Origin of the sequence: Lactobacillus sp. UBA5813, assembly GCF_002417895.1 — a bacterium.
Taxonomy (GTDB): domain Bacteria; phylum Bacillota; class Bacilli; order Lactobacillales; family Lactobacillaceae; genus Lactobacillus; species Lactobacillus amylolyticus.
In genome coordinates this window covers 15,060-39,894 of record NZ_DICZ01000023.1, presented here as the reverse complement: position 1 = coordinate 39,894, position 24,835 = coordinate 15,060, and the positions used below count along the sequence as shown (strand labels likewise).

The window sequence follows — 24,835 nt, the reverse complement described above, 5'->3', positions numbered from 1 at the left end:
TCTTAACTTAATGACATTGGTTGGGTAGTCTCTCTTTTTTTATCTTCAAATAAAGAATATAATTAAAGTATCCTTTGATTTAAATTAAAAGCCAGATTATAATTGGTGCAACAGTGTTACAGGAGAAATAATTATGGTCGATTTAACAAAAATACATGAAAAAAGGTTTGGTTGAACAAAAGCCTGGTACAATTCTAGCTTTTGCTGCCTATACTAACAAAATTCCAAATATCGTGAAGTTTACGATCGGTGAACCAGATTTTAATACGCCAGAACATATTAAGAAGGCTGCCGAAGAAAGCATCGCCAACAATCATTCACACTACGCTCCTTCAAACGGAACGCCTGCCTTGCGCGCAGCCGCAGCTAATTTCCTAGCTAAAAAGTACAATCAACAATATGATCCAGATGAAATTTTAATCACCAACGGAGTTGCTGAATCAATTTATGAATTGCTGACAGCAGTGATTAATCCTGGCGATAAAGTTCGAATGCTGGTTATGAAATCCAACCGGTATGATGTACAGCCAAGAAGAACTAAATGCCATTACTGACGTTATTCGCGATAAGCCAATCTTTGCTCTTTGTGACGAAATCCACAGCGAATTAAACTATGATCAACCACATGCCTCAATGGAGAAGGCTTTGCATGATCAAGTAGTCTTGATGAATGGTGTTTCCAAAGCTTGGGCCATGACTGGTTATCGGATTGGTTTTGTTGCCGCTCCTAAGAAGATTCTTGATCAAATTGCTAAGGTTCACTAAGCCATCACAACTAGTGAACCAACGCCAATGCAAGATGCTGCCGAAGAAGCCTTTGCCAACGGCATGGACGATGCCTTGCCAATGAAGAAGAAATTTCAAAAGCGGCGTGATGTTATTTATGAAGGCTTGCAAAAGATTGGTTTTGAATGCGTAAAGCCAAAAGGTGCTTTCTACATCTTCGCCAAAATTCCAGCTGGCTTTGAACAAGATGATACTAAATTCATTTATGAATTGGCAGAAAAAGCACATGTTGCTGTAGTTGCCTGCTCATTCTTTGCTAAAGGCGGAGAAGGCTATATCCGTTTATCCTAAAAAATACTTGCATTTTCAGCACGTTTTAGTTATTATAATAAACGTGCTGTTACGGAGGCCTAGCGAAGTGGCTAAACGCGGCGGTCTGTAAAACCGCTCTCTCTGAGTTCGGTGGTTCGAATCCACTGGCCTCCATTGCTGAATTTATTAAGCTGGTACATTGAACAACAAGTAAAAGTTCAATCGAATGGGTTATAGCCAAGTGGTAAGGCAATGGTTTTTGGTACCATCATGCGCTGGTTCGAATCCAGCTAACCCAATTGTTCGAAACGAACACCCAACCCGATTAAAGACAAGCTTATGGCTTGTCTTTTTTTTACCTTCATAATTAAAAATTATTTTATTTATTGAATCTAAATATTTCCAAATTGGAAGCTTTTTAACTATATTTTAAAATTGTAAGTAAGCAGAAGGTAAGAAAATTATGAAAACTAAGAGAAAATTTCTATTGAGCATTGTCGTTATGTTAGCTGCTGGGGTTTTGTCTGCCTGCTCTAATTCCAGCAACTCTTCCAGCAGTAATTCACAAACAATGAATACTGCTGCTTCCAATGAAATTTCAACCTTGGATTCTAGCAAGTACGGGGATACTACTAGTTCCGAAGTTTTGCAGAATTCCATGGAAGGGTTGTACCGTTTTGACAAAAACAATAAGGCGCAATTAGCCGGTGCCACTAAAGTTACCCGTTCCAAGGATCAAAAGGTTTATACTTTCACCTTGCGTAAAAACGCCAAGTGGTCAAACGGCGATCCGGTTACTGCCCAAGATTATGTAACAGCTTGGCGCAGAACCGTTGATCCTAAAAACTCTTCTCTTGACAGTGACAGCTACGCCATTATTAAGAACGGGACCAAAATTACTCAAGGAAAGGCCAAAGTCAACTCTCTTGGAATTAAAGCTCTTGGCAAGTACAAGCTGCAAGTTACTTTAGCTGATCCTATTCCATATTTGCCAGAAATTCTTGAAAGTGCTCAATTTTATCCTCAAGACACCAAAGTCGTTAAAAAACTCGGCAGCAAATATGGTACCAGCAGCAGTAACCTAGTTTACAATGGACCATTCGTTGTTAAGGGCTGGACTGGTTCCAACTTAAAGTGGTCCTTTGTAAAGAACAAGAATTACTGGAACAAGAAGTCTATTCAACTTAAGCGTGTCAACGTACAAGTAGTACAAACAACTTCTACTGGCGTTAACTTATTCAGAAGTGGTAGCCTAGACTATGTTCCATTAAGTTCAGATTTTGTTAAGCAATATCAAAACAACAAGGAATATCATTCCAAAGTTACGCCAACCAATGGCTATTTGACTTTCAACATTAAACGTAAGACAACTGGTAATGTCCACGTCAGAAGAGCCATTAGCAAAGCAATCAATAAGAAACAACTGGTTAACACTATTTTGCATGCTGGTCGTCCATCTAACGGAATTGTTGCTTCCAACTTTATTACCGATCCATCCACTGGCAAGGACTATCGTAAAGATGCTGGTGATATGGTAACTTATAATGTTGCTGCAGCTCGTAAGGAATGGAATATTGCTCAAAAGCAATTAGGCAAAAAGAAGATCAGTCTTGAATTGTTAACTTCAGATGTTGATGATGCTAAACGTGTTGGTGAATTTATCCAAAGTAATTTGATGAAGAATCTGCCAGGCTTGACGATTACTGTTCGCTCAATTCCGCTTAAGTCACGTTTGTCTAATACGACAAATCACACTTATGATTTCGTTTATGGTACTTGGCAGCCAAGTTATGAAGATCCGCTTGATTTATTAACTGTCGGTGGTTTGTTCAATTTGGAGCAGGATTACAAGAACAAGAATTTCTGGCATCAAATCGATCTTGCACGCTCAACTTATGTTGCTCAACCTAAGCAAAGATTGCAAGCTTTAATCGCTGCCGAAAACCAATTGATTAAAAAGGATGCCTTTGCTGCTCCTTTATACCAAGCTGGTGCTTCATACTTGTTGAAGTCAAAAGTTAAAGGATTTAAACTTTCACCATATGGCAATGTTGCTTACTACTGGAATGTTGAAATTAAATAGAAGTAAAAAATAATTAACAAAATAGTAATAGGAGAGATTGACTGAATGGCAAGAATAGTTAAAGTCGGTGCCGGTGGCAGCGAAACCGACTGGCATGAAGCCTTAAAAGATTTAAGAGCAGATGATGTTCTACTTCTTGAGCCAGGATTCTATCAGCTACCACAAGGAATTACCTTAACTGATATTACGGTTAAAGGGATGGGCGCAACTCCTGAAGATACAACGATCTTGGGCTATGTGTCTGTTTCTGCAGATAGCCGCTATGTAACATTGGAAAATCTGTGCATTAACACCAATACTGATCATAACAGTCTGTTTGTGCCACCAGAAGCCAATAGCTATTTGACTTTGCGCAATTGCATTGTTAAAGGCGTAGGTACTGATACTGCTGCTGTGGCTTGCAACGGCAAGGTTACGCTTGAACTATATTCAACTAAAATTATGAATGGGTCCTTGTCCATGTTTGCCGATGCCGATTTTCGTTTAGAAATGAACGACGCCATTATCGATTACGCTTCGACTGAGTACTGTGCTTTAGCTTTAGAAGGCAAAGGGACCGCGATTATTAATAATTCTAAAATTCACGGTTCAACTAATACTTTTACTAAAACCAACTGCGAATTAGACATCAATAATTCTCAGCTTGATTACGTTCTTCTTCATGGTCAGACATGGATGAACATGCTTAATACTAAGGTGTTGGCTGAAGACGATTCATGTTTGTATATCAGTGATGATTGCTGGTGCAATATCGTTAATTCCACTTTTGCCGGCGGCGTTTATCTTGATAAGAAAACGCGGACGATTATTCAAAATTCAACTTTGAACCGGTTGGTGGCAATTAATGAAGCAAAAATCACAATGATGACGTCGCAAATTTTGGCGCATGCTGACTTTCAGGATAATGTTGTGGCCGATGCAACCCGAGTCAGCTTTTCAGGAAATATGGATTATGAATACTTTTTAGCATTGAGCGATCAGGCAAAATTAGCAGGTCATGACGTGGTTTTAAATGCGAATGACACAGATCTGGCCGTTCAAGACGATGCCGAATTCAATATCAATGTTCTGGCCAGCGATCGTAGCAATATTGAAATTGAATGCAATAAAGAGCCAAATGTGCGAATTTTTGGGATGCACTGGACCGCTAAAAAGAAATAGCGCTGAAAACAAATATCATTATCCAATGCAATATAGACCAATTTAGCTTATAATTGATAATGAGTTTGGAGGTGCGTGCCATGGAAGAGCCGATGTATATCAGAATACATAATCAAATCAAGCGCGACATTGAAAATCATGTTTATAAAGTAGGAGACCGAATCCCTGCCGAAAGACAATTGGCAGTCAAGTTTGGCGTATCGAGAATGACTTTGCGTCAAGCAATTAAAACCTTGGAAGACGAAGGAATTTTGGAACGACGTCTGGGCAGTGGTACTTATGTTGCTAGCCAAAAAGTACAAGAAAAGATGTCAGGGATTATGTCTTTTACTGAAATTACTGAGGCTAACGGGCAGGTTCCTTCCAGCAAGTTGATCTCTTATCAAGTTGGCCAGCCATCTCTTTCTGAAAAAGAACGTTTAAAGTTGAAGACAAATATGAACGTTCTGCGGATGGAAAGAATCAGATATGCAGATCAAACGCCAATTTGTCACGAGGTGGTTACGGTTCCATATGATTTGGTTAAAAATGATTCGAAAGAAAACATTTCAACGCACTTGTATGAGACTTTAGAAAAAAACAATTTGCAGATCGGCCGAGTTACGGAACATATTTCTGCGGCTATTGCCAATGAAAATGATGCCCGTTTATTGAAGGCAAAAAAGGGCGAGGCTCTGATCACTAGACGGCAGGTAACTGAACTAGCCGACGGTCGTCCGTTTGAGTACACGCGTGCTCGCTATGTAGCCGAAAGATTTGAATTTACTTTTTCAAAATAAAAAGGAAGCTCCGCTTCACAAATCAGTGAAACGGGGCTCTTTTTATTTCAAATCTTCTTTAATTTTAGTTGTAGAAATACCTGGCGTTCTTGGCAGGTAAACTACCTTGCAGTAAGGCTTCAAAAAATCGAATTTACCTTTCCAGTCGTCGCCCATCACAAAAGTATCGATATTGTACTTTTTTACATCAGCAATTTTTTGATCCCAATCTTTTTCGGGGATGACCTTATCAACATAGCGAATTGCTTCTAAAATATATTTGCGTTCAGGATAAGTATTGTAAGCTTCTTTATGCTTTTTGAACTCATTGAATTCATCAGTGGACAAACCGACGATAAGGTAATCGCCTAATTCTCTAGCCCGTTTTAATAAACGCACATGGCCATAATGCAATAAATCAAAGGTTCCGTATGTTATAACTTTCTTCATAGTTCTGGCTCCTACTTTATTAAACGAATTAATAATAACATAATTGAAGAAAAGGTAAAACTTAGAGCAGTTGGCTGTGGCTTTTGATAAAATAAAAGAAAAAGGAACAATGAGGGATTTGTCATGGATAAAGTAAATGTATTAGGCGTTAACTTTGATAATAAGACGTTTAATCAGTTTCAAAATGAATTTGTGAAGCGGCTCAATGATCACGAGTCGACTTTTATCGTTACTGCCAATCCGGAAATTGTGATGGCTGCGAATGAAAATCCGGAATTTATGAAAATTTTACAGCAGGATGCAGACTATATCACAGCTGACGGAATTGGCATTGTCAAAGCTGCTAAAATGCTAGGCGAGCCGCTGCCAGAACGTGTAACGGGCTACGACTTGTTTTTATGGTTTATGAAAATTGCCAACGAGCATGGACTCAGAGTTTATTTAATTGGTGCGAAGCCAGAAGTTATTCATGCTGTTCAAGCCAAAATTGCCAAAAACTATAAAAATATCAATTTGGTTGGTGCAGAAGACGGCTACTTCCGCCAAGATTTGGATCTCGTCGCTCACCGCATTGCTAAAGCCCAACCTGATATGGTCTTTGCAGCATTAGGTTTTCCTAAGCAAGAAAAGCTGCTGGCGATTTTGCGTCGCAATTTGACTCCTGCCATAATGATGGGAGTTGGCGGCAGTTTCGATGTTTTCAGTGGTCAAGTAGAACGGGCACCGGAGACTTTCCAAAAGACGCATTTGGAATGGTTCTACCGTTTGATTACTAATCCAACCAGATTTAAGCGAATGATGGTTTTGCCTAAATTTGTTGTACGAGTGCATCAGTTTAAGAGAGGAAACAAATAATTAATGAAAGTTCTGCATGTGAATGCCGGCCTAGAAAACGGCGGTGGCCTAACCCACATTGTGAATTTGTTAAAAGAAGCAAAAAATAAAGGAAAAGATTTTGAACTCTTAACGCTGGCTGAAGGACCAGTCGCAAAGGCAGCAAGAAAGGCAGGGATTACAACCCATGTCCTAGGTGCAGGAAGCCGCTATGACCTGGCTGCGCTTAAAAGATTGCGGACTTTTATTAATGATGGGCATTATCAGATCGTCCATACTCATGGTGCACGGGCCAACCTCTTTTTGTCCTTGATTCATACCAAAATTAAGGCTGCTTGGTGCATTACTGTCCATTCAGATCCTTATTTGGATTTTGAAGGTCGCGGTTTAATGGGTAAAATTTTCACCAAATTGAATTTGCGTGCCCTTCACAAGGCCGACTGCATCTTCGCAGTTACTAAACGCTTTGCCGATTTGCTTGAACAAAAAGCAAAAATTAATCCCGCTAAAGTGCATATTATCTACAACGGCATTTTCTTCCATGATGATAGCGAAATTCCAGCCAAATATGATGATCAGGTTTACTTCAATATCGTTAATGTTGCCAGAACGGAAAAAGTGAAGGGCCAGGAATTGCTGCTGAAGGCGATTAAAAAGCTGGACGATTCGCATGTTCGTTTGCACATCGCCGGTGATGGCAGCCAATTAGAAAATTTGAAAGCTCTAACCAGGCAACTAGAATTATCGCCACAAGTAACCTTTCACGGTTTTATGACGCAGAAGCAATTACGCAACTTATACCGGCGGATGAATTTAGCCGTTCTGACTTCTTATTCAGAGAGTTTTCCACTGGTACTGCTTGAGGCCAGCGACAATCAGCTTCCAATTTTGTCAACTGCAATCGGTGATATAAAAATGATGATTCCGGATCAGGAACATGGTTTCATTGCCAAAATTGGCGATGTTGACTCCATTGCTGCAGAAATAAAACGTGCAGTCAATATGGATTCAGCTGCTTTGAAGGCTGTCGCTTTGCGGGAAAAGAAGTATGTAGCAGCCAACTTTTCAGTTGAAAAACAGCTGGCTTCGATTCAAAAAGTATATGACAAGTTGGCCAAACACTAATCAATTGCCCCTAAATCGAATGACAGGTATAATTAAGGCAAACTATCATGATTTATTTGAGAGGGGAAAATGCTTTATCAAGAAATAGACAAAGATGATTCTTTGGCTTTACACACTGATTTGTATGAAATTAATATGATGTACACCTACTTCAAAAAGGGGATCGCTGACCGTAATGCCGTTTTTGAAGCATTTTATCGTAAAGAGCCTTTTGGCAATGGCTATGCTGTTTATGCAGGACTTGAACACATTATTCAATATTTGCAAAACTTGCATTTCAAAGAAAGCGATTTGCAATATTTAAAGGAAACTGAAGACTACGATGATGATTTTATCGATTATTTGCGTAATCTGAAGCTAAAATTGACGATCCGTTCAATGAAAGAAGGAGAATTGGTTTTTGCCAACGAACCAATTCTGCAGGTTGAAGGACCACTTGCTCAATGTCAGCTGGTTGAAACGATGATCCTGAATGTGATCAATTTTCAAACTTTGCTTGCTACTAAGGCGGCAAGAATCAGGCTCGCTGTTCAAAATGATGGCCTGATGGAATTTGGCTCACGGCGTGCACAAGAAACTGATGCTGCCATTTGGGGTGCTAGAGCTGCATATATTGGCGGCTTTGACTCAACTAGCAATGTTCGTGCCGGCAAGCTTTTTGGCATTCCGATTTCAGGAACCCAGGCTCATTCCTTGGTCGAGGCTTTTGGCAGCGAATATGAAGCCTTTAAGGCTTATGCTGAAACTCATAAGAATTGCGTCTTTTTAGTTGATACTTACGACACCGTTATAAGCGGTGTGCCGAATGCAATTAAAGTTGCTAACGAAATGGGCGATAAGATCAACTTTTTAGGCGTTAGAATTGATTCCGGCGATATGGCTTATATTTCTAAACAAGTACGCAAGGAATTAGATGATGCCGGCTATCCAAATGCTAAAATTTTTGCTTCTAACGACCTTGATGAATACACAATTACCAACTTGAAGATGCAAGGTGCAAAAATCGACGCTTGGGGCATTGGGACAAAATATATTACCGCCTATGATCAGCCAGCTTTGGGTGCAGTTTATAAACTTGTAGCCATCGAAGATGAATTTCATGCTATGCGGGATACGATGAAGATTTCCTCTAATGCAATAAAGACTTCAACCCCAGGAAAGAAGCAAGTTTGGCGGATCAGCGTCAATACTGCAAAAAAAAATGAAGGCGACTGGGTCAGTCGAGCAAATGAAGATCCGCGCAAATTTAACGCCTTGTTCATGTTCCATCCACAATATACTTATATCAATAAAGTGGTAACCGATTACACTGCAATTCCGCTTTTGCATGATATTTTTAAGGATGGGCAACTGGTTTACAAGCAGCCAAAACTTAAAGAAATTAAAAAGTTTGTTGCCGATAATTTGGACGGATTATGGGATGAATATAAGCGTAGCTTGAATCCGCAGGAATATCCGGTCGATTTGTCAAAAAACTTGTACGAGAGTAAGATGGACCTAATCCAAGATATTCGTCGTAAGATTAGAGAAAGAAGCTTTGGTCGATGAGAGAATTACAAAAAGAAATTATTGCATATGAACATGTTTTGCCCGAAATTGATCCAAAAAAGGAAATCAGACGTTCAATTGATTTCTTGAAGGACTATTTAACAGCAAATCCATTTTTAAAATCATACGTTTTGGGTATTTCAGGCGGTCAAGATTCAACTTTGACTGGCAAATTGTGTCGGATGGCCATTGAAGAAATGCGCCAAGAAACCGGCGATGATTCATATCAATTTATCGCTGTCCGTTTGCCTTATGGCGTTCAAGCTGATGCCGATGATGCTGCCGATGCAGTTGCTTTTCAAAAGCCAGACCAAGACTTGATTGTTAATATCAAGGAACCAGTCGACGCTATGGTTAAAGTGGTGGAAGCTGCTGGACAAAAGATTACTGATTTTAATAAAGGCAATATCAAGGCTCGTCAAAGAATGGTTGTTCAATACGCAATCGCTGGTGCTAATAAAGGTGCCGTTGTTGGTACCGACCATGCTGCTGAAAACCTCTGTGGTTTTTACACCAAGTATGGTGATGGTGCGGCTGACTTAGCGCCATTGTTCCGTTTGGATAAGCGTCAAGGCAAGATGCTTTTGAAAGAATTGGGCTGCCCAGCTCACCTTTACGAAAAGGCACCAACTGCTGATCTTGAAGAAGACAAACCAGACTTGCCAGATGAAGTTGCTTTAGGCGTAACTTACCGCGATATTGATGATTATTTGGAAGGCAAAGAAGTACCAGAAAAATCAGCTGAGCAAATTGAAAAGCTCTGGAACAAGAGCAAGCATAAGCGTCATTTGCCAGTAACTGTTTTCGATGACTTCTACAAAAAGTAAGTTAAATTATACGATTTTTCTTGTGAAACCGTGAAAATTTACTTATAATTAACTTGTCATAAGGGAGTAACAGCAAGTAATTGCGATAAGCCCAACACCCGAAGAAAATCTTCTGGACTTATCTTAATTTGTGAGACTTATATGCTTAGAGCATATAGGTCTCTTTTTTGTTAAGAAGGAGGAAAAATAATTGTCTAAAAACTATTACACCGAGTCAATTCCCGATGTGGAGCAAGAAATGAAAACGTCTCTTGCTGATGGTTTAACTAATGAGCAGGCTAAGGAACGATTAGCTGAATATGGTCCGAATGCTTTGGCTGCCAAAAAGAAAAAGAGCATGTTGATGCGTTTTCTTTACCAGTTTAAAGATTTTATGATCATCGTCTTGATCATTGCGGCTATTTTATCTGGAGTAGTTGCTAAAGAATGGACCGATGCTGCTATTATTATGATTGTTGTTATTTTGAACGCAATTTTGGGCGTCTTCCAAGAAGCACGTTCTGAGGCAGCAATTGAAGCTTTGAAAGAAATGGCAACGCCAAATGCGCATGTACGGCGTGGCGGTGCTATTGTTGAAATCCCAAGTACAGATTTGGTACCTGGCGACCTGGTTTTATTAGAAGCCGGTGACGTGGTTCCAGCCGATCTGCGTTTGGTAAAAGCACATAGCCTGAAGATTGAAGAATCTGCCTTGACTGGTGAATCTGTTCCTGTTGAAAAGAGCGACGAGACCTTGCAAGGAAAAGATGTTGCTTTAGGCGATCGAATCAACATGGCTTATTCAAATACCAATGTTACCTACGGACGTGGTGAAGGTGTAGTTGTTCACACTGGAATGAACACTGAAGTTGGTAAGATTGCTACGATGCTAAATAATGCCGATGAAACTGATACTCCTTTGAAAGAAAACTTAAATCAGCTTGGCACGACTTTAACCATCATGATTTTAGCAATCTGCGTGGTTGTCTTCGTAGTGGGAATGTTCACTAAGCAAGGAACTGAACCAACCAACAAGCTGATGATCGACATGTTCTTAGTTGCCGTTTCACTTGCTGTTGCCGCAATTCCAGAAGGTTTGCCAGCAATTATTACTATTATTTTGGCCCTAGGAACGCAAACGATGGCTAAGCATAAGGCGATCGTAAGAAAATTGCCGGCCGTTGAAACATTAGGTGCTACTGACATCATTTGTTCAGATAAGACCGGTACTTTGACTCAAAATCGTATGACGGTAGAAAAAATCTACTATCGTGGCGAGATTCACAGCGATGATGACGAAATAGATGAAGATAATCCGGCACTATTGGCAATGGTACTTGCCAATGATACTAAGATTGAAAATGGTGGTGATCTTTTAGGGGACCCAACTGAAACCTCATTGATTCAATATGCATTCGATCAAAATATTGATGTTGATCAAATGCTTGAAAAATACAAGCGAATCCAAGAAGTGCCATTTGATTCTGAACGTAAACTGATGAGTACCGTTAATAAAGATGGCGATCAATATTTTGTCGCTGTTAAAGGTGCGCCAGATGAGTTATTGAAGCGGGTAACTTCGGTTGCAATCAACGGTGAAGTTACACCAATTTCTGAACAGCAAAGAAAAGACATTTTGCAAACCAACCAGGATATGGCGAAGAAAGCCCTTCGTGTCTTGGGCTTGGCATATAAGCAAATCGACAAGCCATACGATGATCCATCAACCGACAATGTTGAACAAGACTTAATCTTTGCAGGTTTGGTCGGCATGATCGACCCAGAACGTCCAGAAGCAAAGGCTGCCGTTGCAGAAGCTCACAGTGCTGGTATCAGAACCATTATGATTACTGGTGACCATCAAGTTACGGCTCAGGCCATTGCCGAAAGATTAGGCATTCTAGAGCCTGGTCAAGACAAGCGCGTCTTAACTGGTGCCCAGTTGGATGAATTGAGCGATGATTACTTCGTCAAGCACGTCGGTGACTACAGCGTTTATGCAAGAGTATCGCCTGAACATAAAGTAAGAATTGTTAAGGCATGGCAAGCCAATGGTAAGATTGTTGCCATGACCGGTGATGGTGTTAACGATGCACCAAGTCTGAAACAGGCTGATATTGGTATCGGCATGGGGATTACCGGTACTGAAGTTTCTAAAGGTGCCAGTGACATGATTTTAGCTGACGATAATTTCGCCACAATCGTTAAAGCGGTTAAGCAAGGGCGTAAAGTCTTCAGCAATATTCAAAAGGCAATTCTTTACTTGATGAGCTGTAATGTTGGTGAAGTTTTGACAGTCTTTATGATGACGATGCTTGGTTGGGATATTTTGGCACCAGTTCAACTTCTTTGGATCAACCTGGTAACTGATACTTTGCCAGCAATTGCCCTTGGGGTTGAGCCAGTTGAAGATGGCATTATGAAGCGCAAGCCACGTGGCCGTAAGTCCAACTTCTTTAGCGGCGGTGTTGCCAGCTCCATTATCTACCAAGGAATTCTTGAAGGTATTTTGGTGCTTGGTGCCTACCAACTAGGACTTCACGTTGGTCCGCATGTTGGTAATGCTGCATTGCAGCATGGGGATGCATTGACGATGGCCTTCTTGACTTTAGGCTTGATCCAGTTGTTCCATGCCATTAATTCTAAGTACATTCATGAATCAATTTTTAGAAAGCATACTTTCTCAAACAAATGGTTTAACTGGGCAATTTTGATTGCTGCCGTGATTATGGCTGCTGTTGAATTGCCGTTTATGACTGGATTCTTTGATGTTACTGAATTAGATGCAGCTCAATGGTGTGTAGTTCTCGGTGCCGGTTTGTGCATGATCGTGATTGTAGAAATCGTAAAGTTCTTCCAAAGAAGAGAACAGCGTTAATTTAGTTGCAAGTAAATAAAAGGTGGATAATTTGTCTGCCTCTTATTTTTTTACTGATAAAATAGTATGATGGTAGATATGTCTGAAGAATCAGTAAAGATTATTATTTGAGATAGTTAATTTATTAATGTCTGCTAAAATATACCAATAAAGTAAAAGAAAATTAGTGAGATTATGAAAAGTTTGCTTTTTCGCGTCTATCTTTGCTTAATGAAGATTTTCGCTTATTTTAATCCGATTCAGCCGAATGAAGTGGTCATCTTGAATGGTGCTGGGCGATCAGGTTCTAATGGCTATTTGTTCTACAAATATTTGCAGCTCAACCATCCAGAGTATCAGGTAACTCTGGTTGAGCCTTGGCCTTCTTCTCATCTAGATCGCATGACCTGGAAAAAGATTGGCTCTGCTCGCTATATCGTTACGACCCACCAGCCTTTTAAAGTGAAAAAGGGGCAGCTGAATATTCAATTGTGGCACGGTGTTCCATTGAAGCGCATGGGCATTATGGCCAATAATACGAGAAGAAAAGACAACCGTCGCAATGAAAAATTGTGGCATAAATATGCCGATATTGTGGCTTCTAATTCTGATTTGTATGAAACTTTGATGAGTGCTTGCATCGCTGTTGAGGGCAAGAAATATCATAAGGTTGGTTTCCCAAGACTTGATTATTTGCAAAAGCCCATTATTACTAAAGAAGAATTGCTGCAAGACCTGTTTCATCAAACAGATGCTGAGGCGCAGATCGGCATCTATATGCCAACTTTTAGGTACGAATTAGATGATCCCAAGATTATGGCGCAAATTAAGGCGGGCAACTTTTTTGCATTCGCTGATTTTGATGTCGCACAGTTAAACGCGGCATTAAAGGAAAGGCACCAATATTTGATCGTTAAATTGCATCCGTATGAAATGCACATGTTTGCTGACTTTTCAAGCAAGTACTCCAACATTGCCTTTTTAAATAATGATTATTTATTTGATCAGAACTATGATTTGTATGAATTATTGGGCGATACGGACTTTTTACTAACGGATTTTTCATCAATCTATTTTGATTATCTTCTTTTGAACAGGCCGATTATCTTTGTCACTAATTTTCTTAAACAATATGAAAAAACACGTGGTTTATTGCTCAGCCCATATGAGGAAATAACGCCAGGAATTAAAGTTAATTCACAAGCTCAGCTGCTTGAAGCTCTGAAGGAACCAGATAATCAGCAGATTAGGAATCGTCGTTTGTATTGGCTGCATTTAACACAAGAGGTTAAGGGCGAAAACTACTGTGAAAAATTATTTGCCTGCATGACAAAAGTTAACTAGGTGAAACGTTTTGAAAAGAACATTTTTAAATATCGTTTACAACGCAGTTTATCAAATCTTTTTGGTTTTGATACCATTAATCACGGTACCTTATTTGTCACGGGTTTTAGGGCCTAAAACCTATGGTATTTATAGCAGCGTTAATAATACGATGCAATTTTTGATGGTCTTTTGTACCTTGTCAGTGTCCTATATTGGTATGCGGACGATCTCACGGACGCGGGTTTATGGTACGCCACAGGACTTGACTGATGCCTTTTGGGGCTTATGGTATTTTCAAGGCATTGCTGGTTTAGTGACGATTATCATTGTTTTGGCAATCACTAATCTTTCCCACATTCAATATTGGAACTACATTATTTTGATGACACCATATTTGATTTCTGCACAAGTGGATATCTCTTGGTTCTTCCAAGGTTTAGCAGATTTCGGGCGCGTCGTTTTTAAAAATACTGCTGTTAAGCTGGTTAGCGTCGTTTTGATTTTGCTTTGGGTAAAATCACCAGGCGACTTGTGGAAATATTTGTTGATTATGTCTGTTTCCACAATGTTGGGCTCCTTTGTTTTTTGGTTTGATATCCACAGATATGTGGGTAAACCTGTGGCTCATTTTTATAAATATCAGACAACTATCAGATCAATTATCACGCTGCTGATTCCTCAAATTGCTACGCAGATCTATACTTCACTAGATAAGCCAATTTTGGGTATCTTTCAGAATTCAACGCAAGTTGCCTATTATGATAATTCACAACGAATTTCGAATATGATTTTGGGAGTAATTACCAGTATTTCGTTGGTTATCATGCCTAAAATGGCAAGTGAAGGCAAAAAAACGCAGCAGGTTGTTTTGAAAAAGTCGCTAGAGGCTACGGCCATGCTTGGAACTTTGTTTTCAGTAATTATCATGGCTAATACCAAGCAATTTGTACCATTTTTCTTTGGTCAAAAATATACTCCAATGACGCCGCTGATGTTTTTCTTCACGTTGACGATTATTATGATTCCAACCGGTGGGGTTTTTGCCAACCAATTTGCCTTAGCCAACCGTCGCGATAAAGATTATGCACTGCCAGTAATTATTGGTGCTATTTTAGAAGTGGTTCTGAGCTTTTTGCTGGACCGGCCATATGGTGCGGCAGGTGCTATGGTGGCAATTTTAATCACGGAGTTTATTGTGTTATTGCTTCGCTTGTGGATTGTTCGCGATGGCTATGACTTTAAGTATTCGTTCAAGGACATTCCGAAGTACTTTTTAATTGCCATTGTTACTTTGGCAATTGGCTTATTGATGCCAAATCTGATTAACTCTGCCTTTATCAATATGGCAGTTAAATCGATCATCATGTTTGCTATCTATTTGGCATTGATGTTTATTATGAAATTAGACTTTAATCAAGATTTGATCGCACTAGTTAAGAAATTTTTGAAGCGAGGATAACGATGATTCCAAAAATTATTCATTACGTTTGGGTAGGTGGCAATCCTAAGCCAAAGAACATTCAGCGCTGCATGAAGACCTGGCAAAAGCATTTGCAGGATTACAAGATTGTTGAATGGAATGAAGACAATTTTGATATTCATGAAAATAAATATGTCGAACAAGCCTATAAAGCAAAAAAATGGGCTTTTGTATCTGACTATATTCGGGCAAAAGCAATTTATGAACAAGGCGGAATATATCTGGATACCGATGTTCTGGTGCTCGACAATTTGGAAAGCTTGCTTGATAATCATGCTTTTGTCGGCTTTGAAAATAAAGAGAATCCGTTCACGGCTGTTTTTGGTGCTGAAAAACATCATCCATTGCTCAAGGACATGCTGGCTTATTATGATGATCGCAATTTCGAATTTGACAGCAAGGATCAAATGGCTGGCGTCAATACCGTTTCAGTCTCTGATATTTTGAAAGAAAAATACGGTGCCAAGCCGAACAATCAAGAACAAATGCTGGAAACCGGCATCCATGTATATCCAGATGGCGTTTTATGCAATCCTTCAGAGGATTCAAAGACTATTCACGTCTTTACTGGAACCTGGATGGAAGGAGAAAAGCCACTGAAACGCAAAATTGTGACGGCTTTGAAGGTTAGAATCAAGACCAAACGTCAGGCCGCTTTGTATGCTAAATATATTCGAAGCTAATGAATGAAGAAGAACTGCAAAAATTAGTTGAACAAATATCGCTGCAATCCTTCGTCCGGCCATTTTTACACCTAGTAAAAATTAATCGGCGTATGACTACAACCGGTGGCCGCTACCATTTGGACGATCATTATCTTGAATTTAATGCTCACTTTTTAACGCCAGACCATTATTCTGATTTGGTTGGCATTATCAAGCATGAGTTATGTCACTATCATTTGCATTTATTAGGTCTGGGCTATCAGCATCGTGATCATGATTTTAAAGTTTTGCTTAAACGGGTAGGTGGCAGTCGCTATGCGCCTGACATTGGTTTAAGAAAGACCAGAAAACGCCATTATCTGTATGTTTGTCAAAACTGCGGTTTGCAATATCCGCGCGTGCGCCGTCTTAATACGCGCAGGTATCGCTGTGGTCGTTGCCACGGTAAATTGAAGCTGGTAAAAAAATGAATAAATTTTAATATTTCCTTGCGCGACTCTGCTTTTTGGGTTAATATAATTAAGTACCGCGGGCGTGGCGGAATGGCAGACGCGCAAGACTAAGGATCTTGTGATCGCTTTAGATCGTGGAAGTTCGAGTCTTCTCGCCCGCACCAATAAGAAGTCGCTGATGAGCGGCTTCTTTTTTTATATTAATAATTAACAAATATTTTCTTTTATTTTGAAGAGCTTATACTTTATTTAGTCACAGATCTGAAGAAAAGGCAGGAAATTATATGGCAAAAAAACGCAAAAAACGTCGAATTTCCAAAAGCATGGGAATTATTTTAAGAACATTTTTAATTCTGGTTGTTTTACTGGTCGCCTTCATCTGCTTTAGATATTATCGGCGGCAAGCTTTGCAGTCTGAACAAATAAGACAAGAGCAGGTGCAAAAGCAGCAGGAACAAGCAAAGCTTTTGCGTCAGCGGCAAGCTTTTATCAAAAAAATAGGGCCAATTGCTAAAAAAGTCGATAAATCATATGATTTGCTTCCAAGCATTACGATTGCTCAGGCTTGTCTAGAAAGCAATTACGGTCAAAGCGATTTATCGCAGAAATACAACAATCTATTTGGCATTAAAGGAACCAATCCTAATACTTCTGCTGTTTTGGTTACAAAAGAATACGTCAAAGGCAAGTGGGTGAACGTTAAAGCGCGCTTTCAAATTTATGATTCCTGCGAGGCCTCAATTCGAGCTCATGCGCGTTTATTCCAGAATGGGACCACTTGGAATCACAAGCAGTACAAGCATGTTTTAGCTGCTAAGAATTACAAGCAGCAGGCCAAGGAACTGGTTACTGATGGCTACGCTACAGATCCAAATTATGCTGCTAAATTGGTGAGCCTGATTGAGCAGTATAACTTGCAAAAATATGATAAGTAAAAGCGTTAATGGTTGAGTCTGGAACATTTGTTTCAAGCTCTTTTTCTTTGTTATAATAGTAGGGCTATATTTTCTTAAATAATTTTTGTGAAGGGAATCAGGATGAGCGAAGAATCAATTTTAGCTGGATTAAATCCGCAACAAAAGCAAGCTGTTGAAACCACAGAAGGTCCATTACTAGTAGTTGCTGGTGCCGGATCGGGAAAGACTTCGGTTTTGACGCGCCGGATTGCGTATTTAGTTGAAAAAAACAATGTTAATCCCTGGAATATTTTGGCGATTACTTTTACCAACAAGGCAGCCAATGAAATGCGCAAACGTGAACAAAAACTGCTTGGCCCAGCAGCTGAGAGTATTTGGATGTCTACTTTCCACGCTTTATGCGTTCGGATTTTGCGGCGAGATGCTGATAAGATCAACTACAGTCATAATTTTTCAATTGCAGATTCAGCCGAACAGCTTACGCTGGTTAAGCATATTGAAAAGGATCTCAACATCAACCCCAAGATGTATGGTCCGCGTAGAATTTTATCCGCGATTTCCAATGGCAAGAATGATTTATTGACGCCAGAAGCTTTTGCAATGAGTGCTTCTTCTCCCTTTGAAAAAATGGTTGCCAAGATCTATCAAGAATACCAAAAACGGCTCAGACGCGATCAAATTATGGACTTTGACGATTTGATCATGCAGACGCTGGTTTTGTTTAAAAAAGATAAGGAAACTTTGCATTATTATCAAAACAAGTTTCGCTACATTTTGGTGGATGAGTACCAGGATACGAACCAAGCACAATATGAGTTGACCCATACCTTGGCTGCTCAATATAAAAATATTTGCGTTGTTGGGGATGCCGATCAGTCAATTTATGGCTGGCGTGGCGCCAATATGGAAAACATCATGAACTTTGAGTCCGACTATAAAAACGATGGCGTGCGTACGGTCAAGTTGGAACAAAATTACCGCTCAACCGGTCACATTTTGTCAGCTGCCAATTCTGTCATCAAAAACAATCAAAACCGCAAGGCCAAAAACTTATGGACTGATCGCGGTGAAGGTGAAAAGGTAACCTATTATAAAGCTCAAAGCGGTGATGATGAAGCTCACTACATTATTTCTAAAATTCAAGAAGAAGTTAAAGATCAAAAGCGCAGCTACAAAGATTTTGCCGTTCTTTACCGGACCAATGCTCAATCGCGTACGGTCGAAGAAGCTTTCGTGAAGTCAAATGTACCGTATCAAATTGTTGGCGGTCATAAATTCTATGATCGAAAAGAAATCAAAGATGTCATGAGCTACTTAAAATTAGTTTCTAATCCGGCCGATACCATGAGTTTAAACCGCATTATCAATACCCCTAAGCGTGGAATTGGTGCGGCAACAGTTGATAAGCTATTGGCTTTTGCAAATGAAAACAATTTGAATGCTCTGCAAGCAATGGATCAAGTGGGGATGTCCACTATCTCAAATCGAGCTGCGCAAAAATTGAGTGACTTTGCTGCTAAATTGCATGATGCCATTAATTTTGCCAAAGATCACAGCGTTACCGGTTTGACTGAAAAGATTTTGGATGATTTCGATTACACCAGCGCGTTAAAGGCCGAACATAATATTGATGCTGATACGCGTTTGGAAAACTTGGATGAATTCTTGTCAGTAACCAAGAGATTTGATGATCATTATGAAGCTGAAGATGATGATTCCGATCAATTAAGCGACTTTTTAGCAGAAGTATCATTATTGAGTGATCAAGATGACTTAGACGATGATGATAATCAAGTTGCATTGATGACTTTGCATGCTGCCAAAGGTTTGGAATTCCCGGTTGTCTTTTTAATCGGAATGGAAGATGGACTTTTCCCATTATCACGGTCAATGATGGATGAAAGTCAATTGGAAGAAGAACGCCGGTTGGCTTACGTTGGAATCACTAGAGCAAAGCAAGAACTATATCTGACTAATGCTTACTCTAGAATGATGTATGGCCGAATTCAGAACAATCCGCCTTCAAGATTTTTAGCTGAAATCGACGCTAAAGATCTGAATGTTGAAAATCCTAATGCTGGCAATACCTTTATTGGTCAAAGCCACTTTCAAGCACAAACTGCACCATTTGCTCGCAATGATGAACGTGCACGGGCACAGGTGTACACAAGTGCTAAAAAGGCTTCAGGAGCAGTTGGAGCTGAAAAGAAGGGCTGGAATGTTGGCGATCAGGTAGAACATAAAGCTTGGGGCCGCGGAGTTGTTATGAAGGTCAACGGCGAAGGCGAAGACATGGAACTTGATATTGCTTTTGCAAACAAGGGCGTTAAACGGCTGCTAGCTGCTTTTGCACCAATCAAAAAGGTATAATAAAAACTAAGGTTGATTTTTTATCGGGAGGAAAAATAATGGCTGATACAACTCTTGATCAAGCTAAAACCGAAGTTGCGGCTTTGCGTAAGCAGCTGGACGAATGGGCTGAGGCTTACTACTCAAAAGACGCGCCTGAAGTTGAAGACAACGTTTATGATCAAAAATACAATCGTTTGCTTGAACTAGAAAAAGATTTTCCTGAATTGGTAACCCCGGACTCAATTACTCAAAGAGTCGGCGGACAAATTGACACGGAATTTACTAAAGTAGCACACCCGATTCCAATGCTTTCAATGGGTGATGTTTTTTCAAAAGAAGAGTTAAGAGAATTTGATCAGCGAATTCAAAAGCAAGTAGGTCATCCGGTAGCTTACAATGTTGAATTAAAAATCGATGGCTTGTCATTGTCGCTTGAATATCAAAATGGGCGTTTGATGCGGGCATCAACCAGAGGAAATGGTCAAGTCGGTGAGGATGTTACTGCTAATGCACGCTTTATTCGCGATATTCCTCAAACTTTGCCAAAGCCGTTAACAATTGAAGTGCGTGGCGAATGCTACATGGGTAAAGAAGCTTTTGCCAAATTAAATGCAGAGCGGGATGAAAACGGCAAAGAAGTTTTTGCCAATCCGCGGAATGCAGCGGCTGGCTCACTTCGGCAATTAGATGCCAAAGTTACAAAAAAGCGGGATTTAAGCACCTTTATTTATACTTGGGTAAATCCGCCTGAGGGCATTACTAGTCAGCATCAGGCGATCGAAGAAATGCATAAATTGGGTTTTCACACCAATCAAACTGGTCGCAAGCTAGAAACATTAGATGAAATCTTTGACTTTATTGATGAATACACGGCCAAGCGTGACAGCCTACCCTATTGTATTGACGGGATCGTTCTTAAGGTTGATGATCTTGGCATTGAGCAGGAATTAGGCAGCACCGTTAAAGTTCCACGTTGGGAAATTGCTTATAAGTTTCCACCTGAAGAACAAGAAACAGTAGTGCGTGATATCGAATGGACCGTGGGCCGCACCGGTGTAGTGACGCCGACAGCAGTGATGGATCCAGTTCAATTAGCAGGAACGACGGTTGCGCGTGCAGTTTTGCACAATCCTGATTTACTAAAAGAAAAAGATGTCAGAATTGGCGATACCGTTAAGTTGCACAAGGCTGGTGACATTATTCCTGAAATTTCCGAAGTTGTTTTGTCCAAGCGCCCGGCCGACTCTAAGCCGTATGAAATTCCGACAACTTGTCCTTCTTGTGGGCAAAAATTGGTTCACTTAGAGGATGAAGTAGCCTTGCGGTGCATAAATCCATCTTGTCCAGCTCAAGTAGAAGAGGGCATTACCCACTTTGCGTCAAGACAGGCGATGAACATTGCCGGATTAGGACCTAAAATCGTCAAGCAACTGATTGCCAGAGATTTGGTTCATAATGTTGCTGACTTGTATCATTTGACTCCAGATGATTTAAAGCAGCTCGATCACTTTAAGGAAAAATCGATTAATAATCTTTTGACAGCGATTGATAATTCAAAGCAAAATTCAGTTGAATTATTGTTGACCGGATTGGGAATTGACCATGTTGGAGCAAAGGCTGCTCGCTTAATTTCGCAAAAGTTTAAAAATCTTCCTAAGATTATGGCCGCAGACGTGCAAGAAGTTGCAGCAATCGATACAATAGGACCGACGATTGCCGAAAGTTTAACAACCTATTTTGCTCAGCCAGCTGCTCAAAAATTAGTTGAAGAGCTTGAAGAGAGTGGCCTGAACATGGATTATCTCGGTCAAGATGAGACGGAAGCCGAAATAGCCGACAATTTCTTTAAGAATAAAACGGTTGTATTAACAGGTAAATTAGCACATTATACAAGAAGTGAATTTACCAAGCGACTGCAATCTTTAGGAGCCAAAGTAACTGGATCTGTTTCTCATAAAACTGACTATGTTATTTATGGCAAGGATGCTGGTTCAAAGTTTACCAAAGCTCAAAGTTTAGGCGTACCGACCTTGACCGAAGAAGAAGCAATTGCACAAATTAAGTAAAGGAAACACTAATTGTGAAAAGATATTTGCAAGTTTTAGCCCTTGCAGGGGCGATAGTTACCTTAAGCGGTTGTGGCAATTTAAAGAATTCAAGTTTAGCCAATAATGCAACAACTACTAGTAATACAAAAAATAAGACAAATCAAACGACCAATACAGGTAAAAACGGTTATACGGTATTGCTGAAAAATGGTACCTACCAAGTGTCACCAATTGACGGTTTAATGGCAACTGATAACGATAATTCCGTTGATACGCGCGAACTGGAACGGGGATTGGTTAATATTTCTAAAACGCCTTACCCAACTAGTTCATATACTTTCCAAGAAGGTCAATACTTGGACGCTTCCACTGTCACCGACTGGCTGGCACGTAAATCCAAGAGCAATCCAACTGGTTTAAATCCGACAGCTGGTACGAAGAAACACTATAATCCGTATTACCTTGAAGAAATTGTCGAGCAGGATTATTTAACTGGTTCTGGCTCAAAATACAGCTTGGGTGGAATCAGCCTTGGCCTTGCGATGAATTCCGTTGATTATTACACCAAGACCAAAAACGGCGCAGAATATTCAATGACTATTTCGCACAGCAAACAAAGAAGCGAAGGTATCAAAATGGCTAATGAAATAATTAGCCGTTTGCGCAAGAAGAAGGCTTTGAAGAATGTTCCAATTACGATTGGCTTGTTCTCCAATACCTCAAAAGACTCTTTAGTTGGAGGAAGTTATTTTGCTTACGGGACAGCTAGCGCTAATAGTAGTAAAATAACTAAATGGAAATCAATTTCGGAAAAAACACAAGTTTTACCGACAGTTGGTGGTGCTAAAGCTGTAAGTAGCAGCGATGCTTCAAGCTTCAGTAGTTTTAAGACATCAATTCAAAATTACTTCCCTAATATTAGTGGGGTAACGGCAACTTTGCGTTATGAAAATGGCAAGTTGACGCAAGAAAATATTTTAATTACTACTCAGTTTTATGGCTATGAACAAATTCAAAGCTTTACGCGTTTGGTTTTGTCACAAGCCAAGAAATATTTGTCTAATGACACGGCCATCGAAATTCAGATTGGTTCTGTCAATGATGTTCAAGCATTGATTGCAAAAGAAACAGCAGATAGTAGTTATCAAGTCCACATTTATGGCGGCGAATAGGAGGCATTTGAGTGAAAATCACAGAAGATACGGTTAAACACGTTGCTACACTTTCAAGACTTGAATTTGGCGACGATGAAATCGGTAAATTTACTGAACAAATGGGTTCGATCATTAACATGGCCAGTCAACTTCAAGAAGTTGATACTGAAGGTGTTGATGAAACTGTTCAAGTTGTTGATCGTGATACTGTCTTTAGAGAAGACAAACCTGAACATTGGCAAGGTGAAGATCGCGAAACTTTAATGAAAAATGTTCCTGAAAAAGCTAATGGCTTCATTAAGGTTCCTGTAATTATTGAGAAGGACGATAACGAGTAATGAATTACTTAAACGAAACTATTGACTCATTAAACAAAAAACTTGCCAGTGGTGAAATTTCAGCAGATCAATTAGCAAAAGATACTGTTGCAAACATTAAAGATACTGACAAGAAGTTAAATGCTTGGATCACTGTTGAAGATGATGCCAAGCCAGCTGAAAATCTTGATTTTTCAAAGAGCAAGTTAGCTGGTATTCCAATCGGAATTAAGGACAATATTGTTACCAATGGTGTGAAGACCACTGCAGCAAGTCATATTTTGGATAACTTTATGCCAATGTATGATGCAACTGTTATCTGCAAATTAAAGGCTGCACAAGCAACCTTTGTCGGTAAGACCAACATGGATGAATTTGCGATGGGTTCATCAACTGAACATTCATACTTTGGTGCTACCCATAACCCATGGAACTTGGACAAGGTTCCTGGTGGTTCATCCGGTGGTTCTGCAGCTGCAGTTGCTAGTGGTCAAGTTGTTACTGCTCTTGGTTCAGATACTGGTGGTTCTATTCGTCAACCATCTGCATTTAATGGTATTTTCGGAATTAAGCCAACTTATGGTCGTGTATCACGTTGGGGCTTGATTGCCTTCAGTTCATCACTTGATCAAATCGGTGTTATGAGCAAGCGTGTAAAAGACTCAGCTGAAGTTCTTAATGTCATTGCTGGTGCTGACGAACATGATTCTACTGTTTCTACTCGTGAAGTACCTGACTTTACCAAGTTTATCGGTCAAGATGTCAAAAGCCTTCGCGTTGCTGTACCAAAGGAATACATGGATGCTGTTGATGGTGATATGCGTGAAGCTATTCAAAAGCAAATCGATCTTTTAAAGGAAAATGGTGCAATCATCACCGAAGTTTCATTGCCACATACTAAGTATGTAGTTCCAACCTACTACATCATTGCTTCAAGTGAAGCTTCTTCAAACCTTCAAAGATATGATGGTATTCGTTATGGCTACCGTGCTAAGGACACTAAGAACTTGCTTGACGTTTATGTAAAATCACGTTCAGAAGGTTTCGGTACAGAAGTTAAGCGCCGGATCATGTTAGGTTCATTTGCTCTTTCAGCTGGTTCATACGATAAGTTCTTCAGACAAGCTGCTAAGGTTAGAACTTTGATCTGCAACGACTTTGATAATATTTTTGAAAACAATGATGTCATTGTAGGGCCTGTAACCACTACTCCAGCATTTGGTATTGGTGAAGAAGTTTCAGACCCAGTTAAGATGTACAACAATGATATCTTGACTATTTCTGCAAACTTAGCAGGTATTCCTGCAGCTAGTGTTCCAGCTGGTTTAGTTGATGGTATGCCTGTCGGCTTACAAATTATGGCTAAGCGTTTTGATGAAGGCAATGTCTTCAAGACTGCTGACTTTGTTGAACGCAACAACAAGTTTTATGAAAAAACACCAACTGGAATGGAGGATTAATTGA

Annotated in this window: 19 protein-coding genes, 3 tRNA genes and 1 pseudogene; 22 read left to right on the top strand and 1 reads right to left on the bottom strand. The window is 39.9% G+C overall.

Annotation, left to right across the window (positions count from 1 at the left end; translation table 11 throughout):
* Positions 1-133: 133 nt before the first annotated feature.
* The 6 genes and pseudogenes from B2008_RS04610 to B2008_RS04585 all read left to right on the top strand — a co-directional run.
* A pseudogene (locus B2008_RS04610) lies at positions 134-1,074 on the top strand (aminotransferase class I/II-fold pyridoxal phosphate-dependent enzyme); the annotation flags it as partial.
* Positions 1,075-1,130: 56 nt separating this feature from the next.
* A tRNA-Tyr gene (locus tag B2008_RS04605) sits at positions 1,131-1,212 on the top strand.
* A 53-nt stretch (positions 1,213-1,265) separates the two neighbouring features.
* Positions 1,266-1,337: transfer RNA gene (locus B2008_RS04600), tRNA-Gln, on the top strand.
* Positions 1,338-1,501: 164 nt separating this feature from the next.
* Complete coding sequence (locus tag B2008_RS04595) at positions 1,502-3,121, top strand: peptide ABC transporter substrate-binding protein (protein ID WP_281830072.1); 1,620 nt, start codon at positions 1,502-1,504, stop codon at positions 3,119-3,121.
* A 45-nt stretch (positions 3,122-3,166) separates the two neighbouring features.
* A complete protein-coding gene (locus B2008_RS04590; protein ID WP_281830070.1) occupies positions 3,167-4,282 on the top strand; it encodes a hypothetical protein in 1,116 nt (371 codons plus the stop codon).
* Between the two features lie 80 nt (positions 4,283-4,362).
* Entirely contained in the window at positions 4,363-5,061 is a 699-nt protein-coding gene (locus B2008_RS04585) for a GntR family transcriptional regulator (protein WP_080881653.1), read from the top strand.
* A 42-nt stretch (positions 5,062-5,103) separates the two neighbouring features.
* Here the strand turns inward: B2008_RS04585 and tagD are convergent, their stop codons facing one another.
* A complete protein-coding gene (gene tagD / locus B2008_RS04580; protein WP_080881652.1) occupies positions 5,104-5,490 on the bottom strand; it encodes a glycerol-3-phosphate cytidylyltransferase in 387 nt (128 codons plus the stop codon).
* A 123-nt stretch (positions 5,491-5,613) separates the two neighbouring features.
* Between tagD and B2008_RS04575 the strand changes: the two genes are divergently transcribed.
* From B2008_RS04575 to gatA, 16 genes are all read left to right on the top strand, one after another.
* On the top strand, positions 5,614-6,345 hold the full coding sequence (locus B2008_RS04575; protein WP_281830067.1) for a WecB/TagA/CpsF family glycosyltransferase: 732 nt from the start codon (positions 5,614-5,616) through the stop codon (positions 6,343-6,345).
* Positions 6,346-6,348: 3 nt separating this feature from the next.
* Complete coding sequence (locus B2008_RS04570) at positions 6,349-7,449, top strand: glycosyltransferase (RefSeq protein WP_281830065.1); 1,101 nt, start codon at positions 6,349-6,351, stop codon at positions 7,447-7,449.
* Positions 7,450-7,518: 69 nt separating this feature from the next.
* Positions 7,519-8,997, top strand: coding sequence for a nicotinate phosphoribosyltransferase (locus B2008_RS04565; protein WP_281830063.1), 1,479 nt, complete (start codon positions 7,519-7,521; stop codon positions 8,995-8,997).
* Positions 8,994-9,824 carry an ammonia-dependent NAD(+) synthetase gene (gene nadE / locus B2008_RS04560; RefSeq protein ID WP_281830061.1) on the top strand — a complete coding sequence of 277 codons (831 nt, stop codon included), beginning with the start codon at positions 8,994-8,996 and terminating at the stop codon, positions 9,822-9,824. The genes B2008_RS04565 and nadE overlap by 4 nt, the downstream gene beginning before the upstream one ends.
* Before the next feature lie 190 nt (positions 9,825-10,014).
* Complete coding sequence (locus B2008_RS04555) at positions 10,015-12,681, top strand: calcium-translocating P-type ATPase, PMCA-type (RefSeq protein ID WP_281830059.1); 2,667 nt, start codon at positions 10,015-10,017, stop codon at positions 12,679-12,681.
* Between the two features lie 174 nt (positions 12,682-12,855).
* Complete coding sequence (locus tag B2008_RS04550) at positions 12,856-14,004, top strand: CDP-glycerol glycerophosphotransferase family protein (protein WP_281830057.1); 1,149 nt, start codon at positions 12,856-12,858, stop codon at positions 14,002-14,004.
* A gap of 10 nt (positions 14,005-14,014) precedes the next feature.
* The gene (locus B2008_RS04545; protein ID WP_281830055.1) at positions 14,015-15,445 is read left to right on the top strand and encodes an oligosaccharide flippase family protein; all 1,431 of its coding nucleotides are present in this window, start codon (positions 14,015-14,017) and stop codon (positions 15,443-15,445) included.
* Between the two features lie 2 nt (positions 15,446-15,447).
* On the top strand, positions 15,448-16,149 hold the full coding sequence (locus B2008_RS04540) for a glycosyltransferase family 32 protein (protein WP_281830053.1): 702 nt from the start codon (positions 15,448-15,450) through the stop codon (positions 16,147-16,149).
* Positions 16,149-16,601, top strand: a complete 453-nt coding sequence (locus B2008_RS04535; RefSeq protein ID WP_281830051.1) for a SprT family protein — start codon at positions 16,149-16,151, stop codon at positions 16,599-16,601. Before B2008_RS04540 ends, B2008_RS04535 begins: the two co-directional genes overlap by 1 nt.
* A gap of 58 nt (positions 16,602-16,659) precedes the next feature.
* Positions 16,660-16,747, top strand: a tRNA-Leu gene (locus B2008_RS04530).
* A 120-nt stretch (positions 16,748-16,867) separates the two neighbouring features.
* On the top strand, positions 16,868-17,518 hold the full coding sequence (locus B2008_RS04525) for a glycoside hydrolase family 73 protein (RefSeq protein ID WP_281830049.1): 651 nt from the start codon (positions 16,868-16,870) through the stop codon (positions 17,516-17,518).
* 102 nt (positions 17,519-17,620) lie between these two features.
* Positions 17,621-19,870, top strand: a complete 2,250-nt coding sequence (gene pcrA / locus B2008_RS04520; protein WP_281830047.1) for a DNA helicase PcrA — start codon at positions 17,621-17,623, stop codon at positions 19,868-19,870.
* 38 nt (positions 19,871-19,908) lie between these two features.
* Positions 19,909-21,918 (top strand): NAD-dependent DNA ligase LigA, encoded by a 2,010-nt coding sequence (gene ligA, locus B2008_RS04515; protein WP_281830045.1) that lies wholly within the window; start codon positions 19,909-19,911, stop codon positions 21,916-21,918.
* A gap of 14 nt (positions 21,919-21,932) precedes the next feature.
* Positions 21,933-23,072, top strand: coding sequence for a CamS family sex pheromone protein (locus tag B2008_RS04510; RefSeq protein WP_281830044.1), 1,140 nt, complete (start codon positions 21,933-21,935; stop codon positions 23,070-23,072).
* Between the two features lie 11 nt (positions 23,073-23,083).
* Positions 23,084-23,392: an Asp-tRNA(Asn)/Glu-tRNA(Gln) amidotransferase subunit GatC gene (gene gatC, locus B2008_RS04505; RefSeq protein WP_006352756.1), complete on the top strand. Its 309-nt coding sequence runs from the start codon at positions 23,084-23,086 to the stop codon at positions 23,390-23,392.
* On the top strand, positions 23,392-24,831 hold the full coding sequence (gene gatA, locus B2008_RS04500) for an Asp-tRNA(Asn)/Glu-tRNA(Gln) amidotransferase subunit GatA (RefSeq protein WP_281830043.1): 1,440 nt from the start codon (positions 23,392-23,394) through the stop codon (positions 24,829-24,831). Before gatC ends, gatA begins: the two co-directional genes overlap by 1 nt.
* The last annotated feature ends 4 nt before the right edge of the window (positions 24,832-24,835 follow it).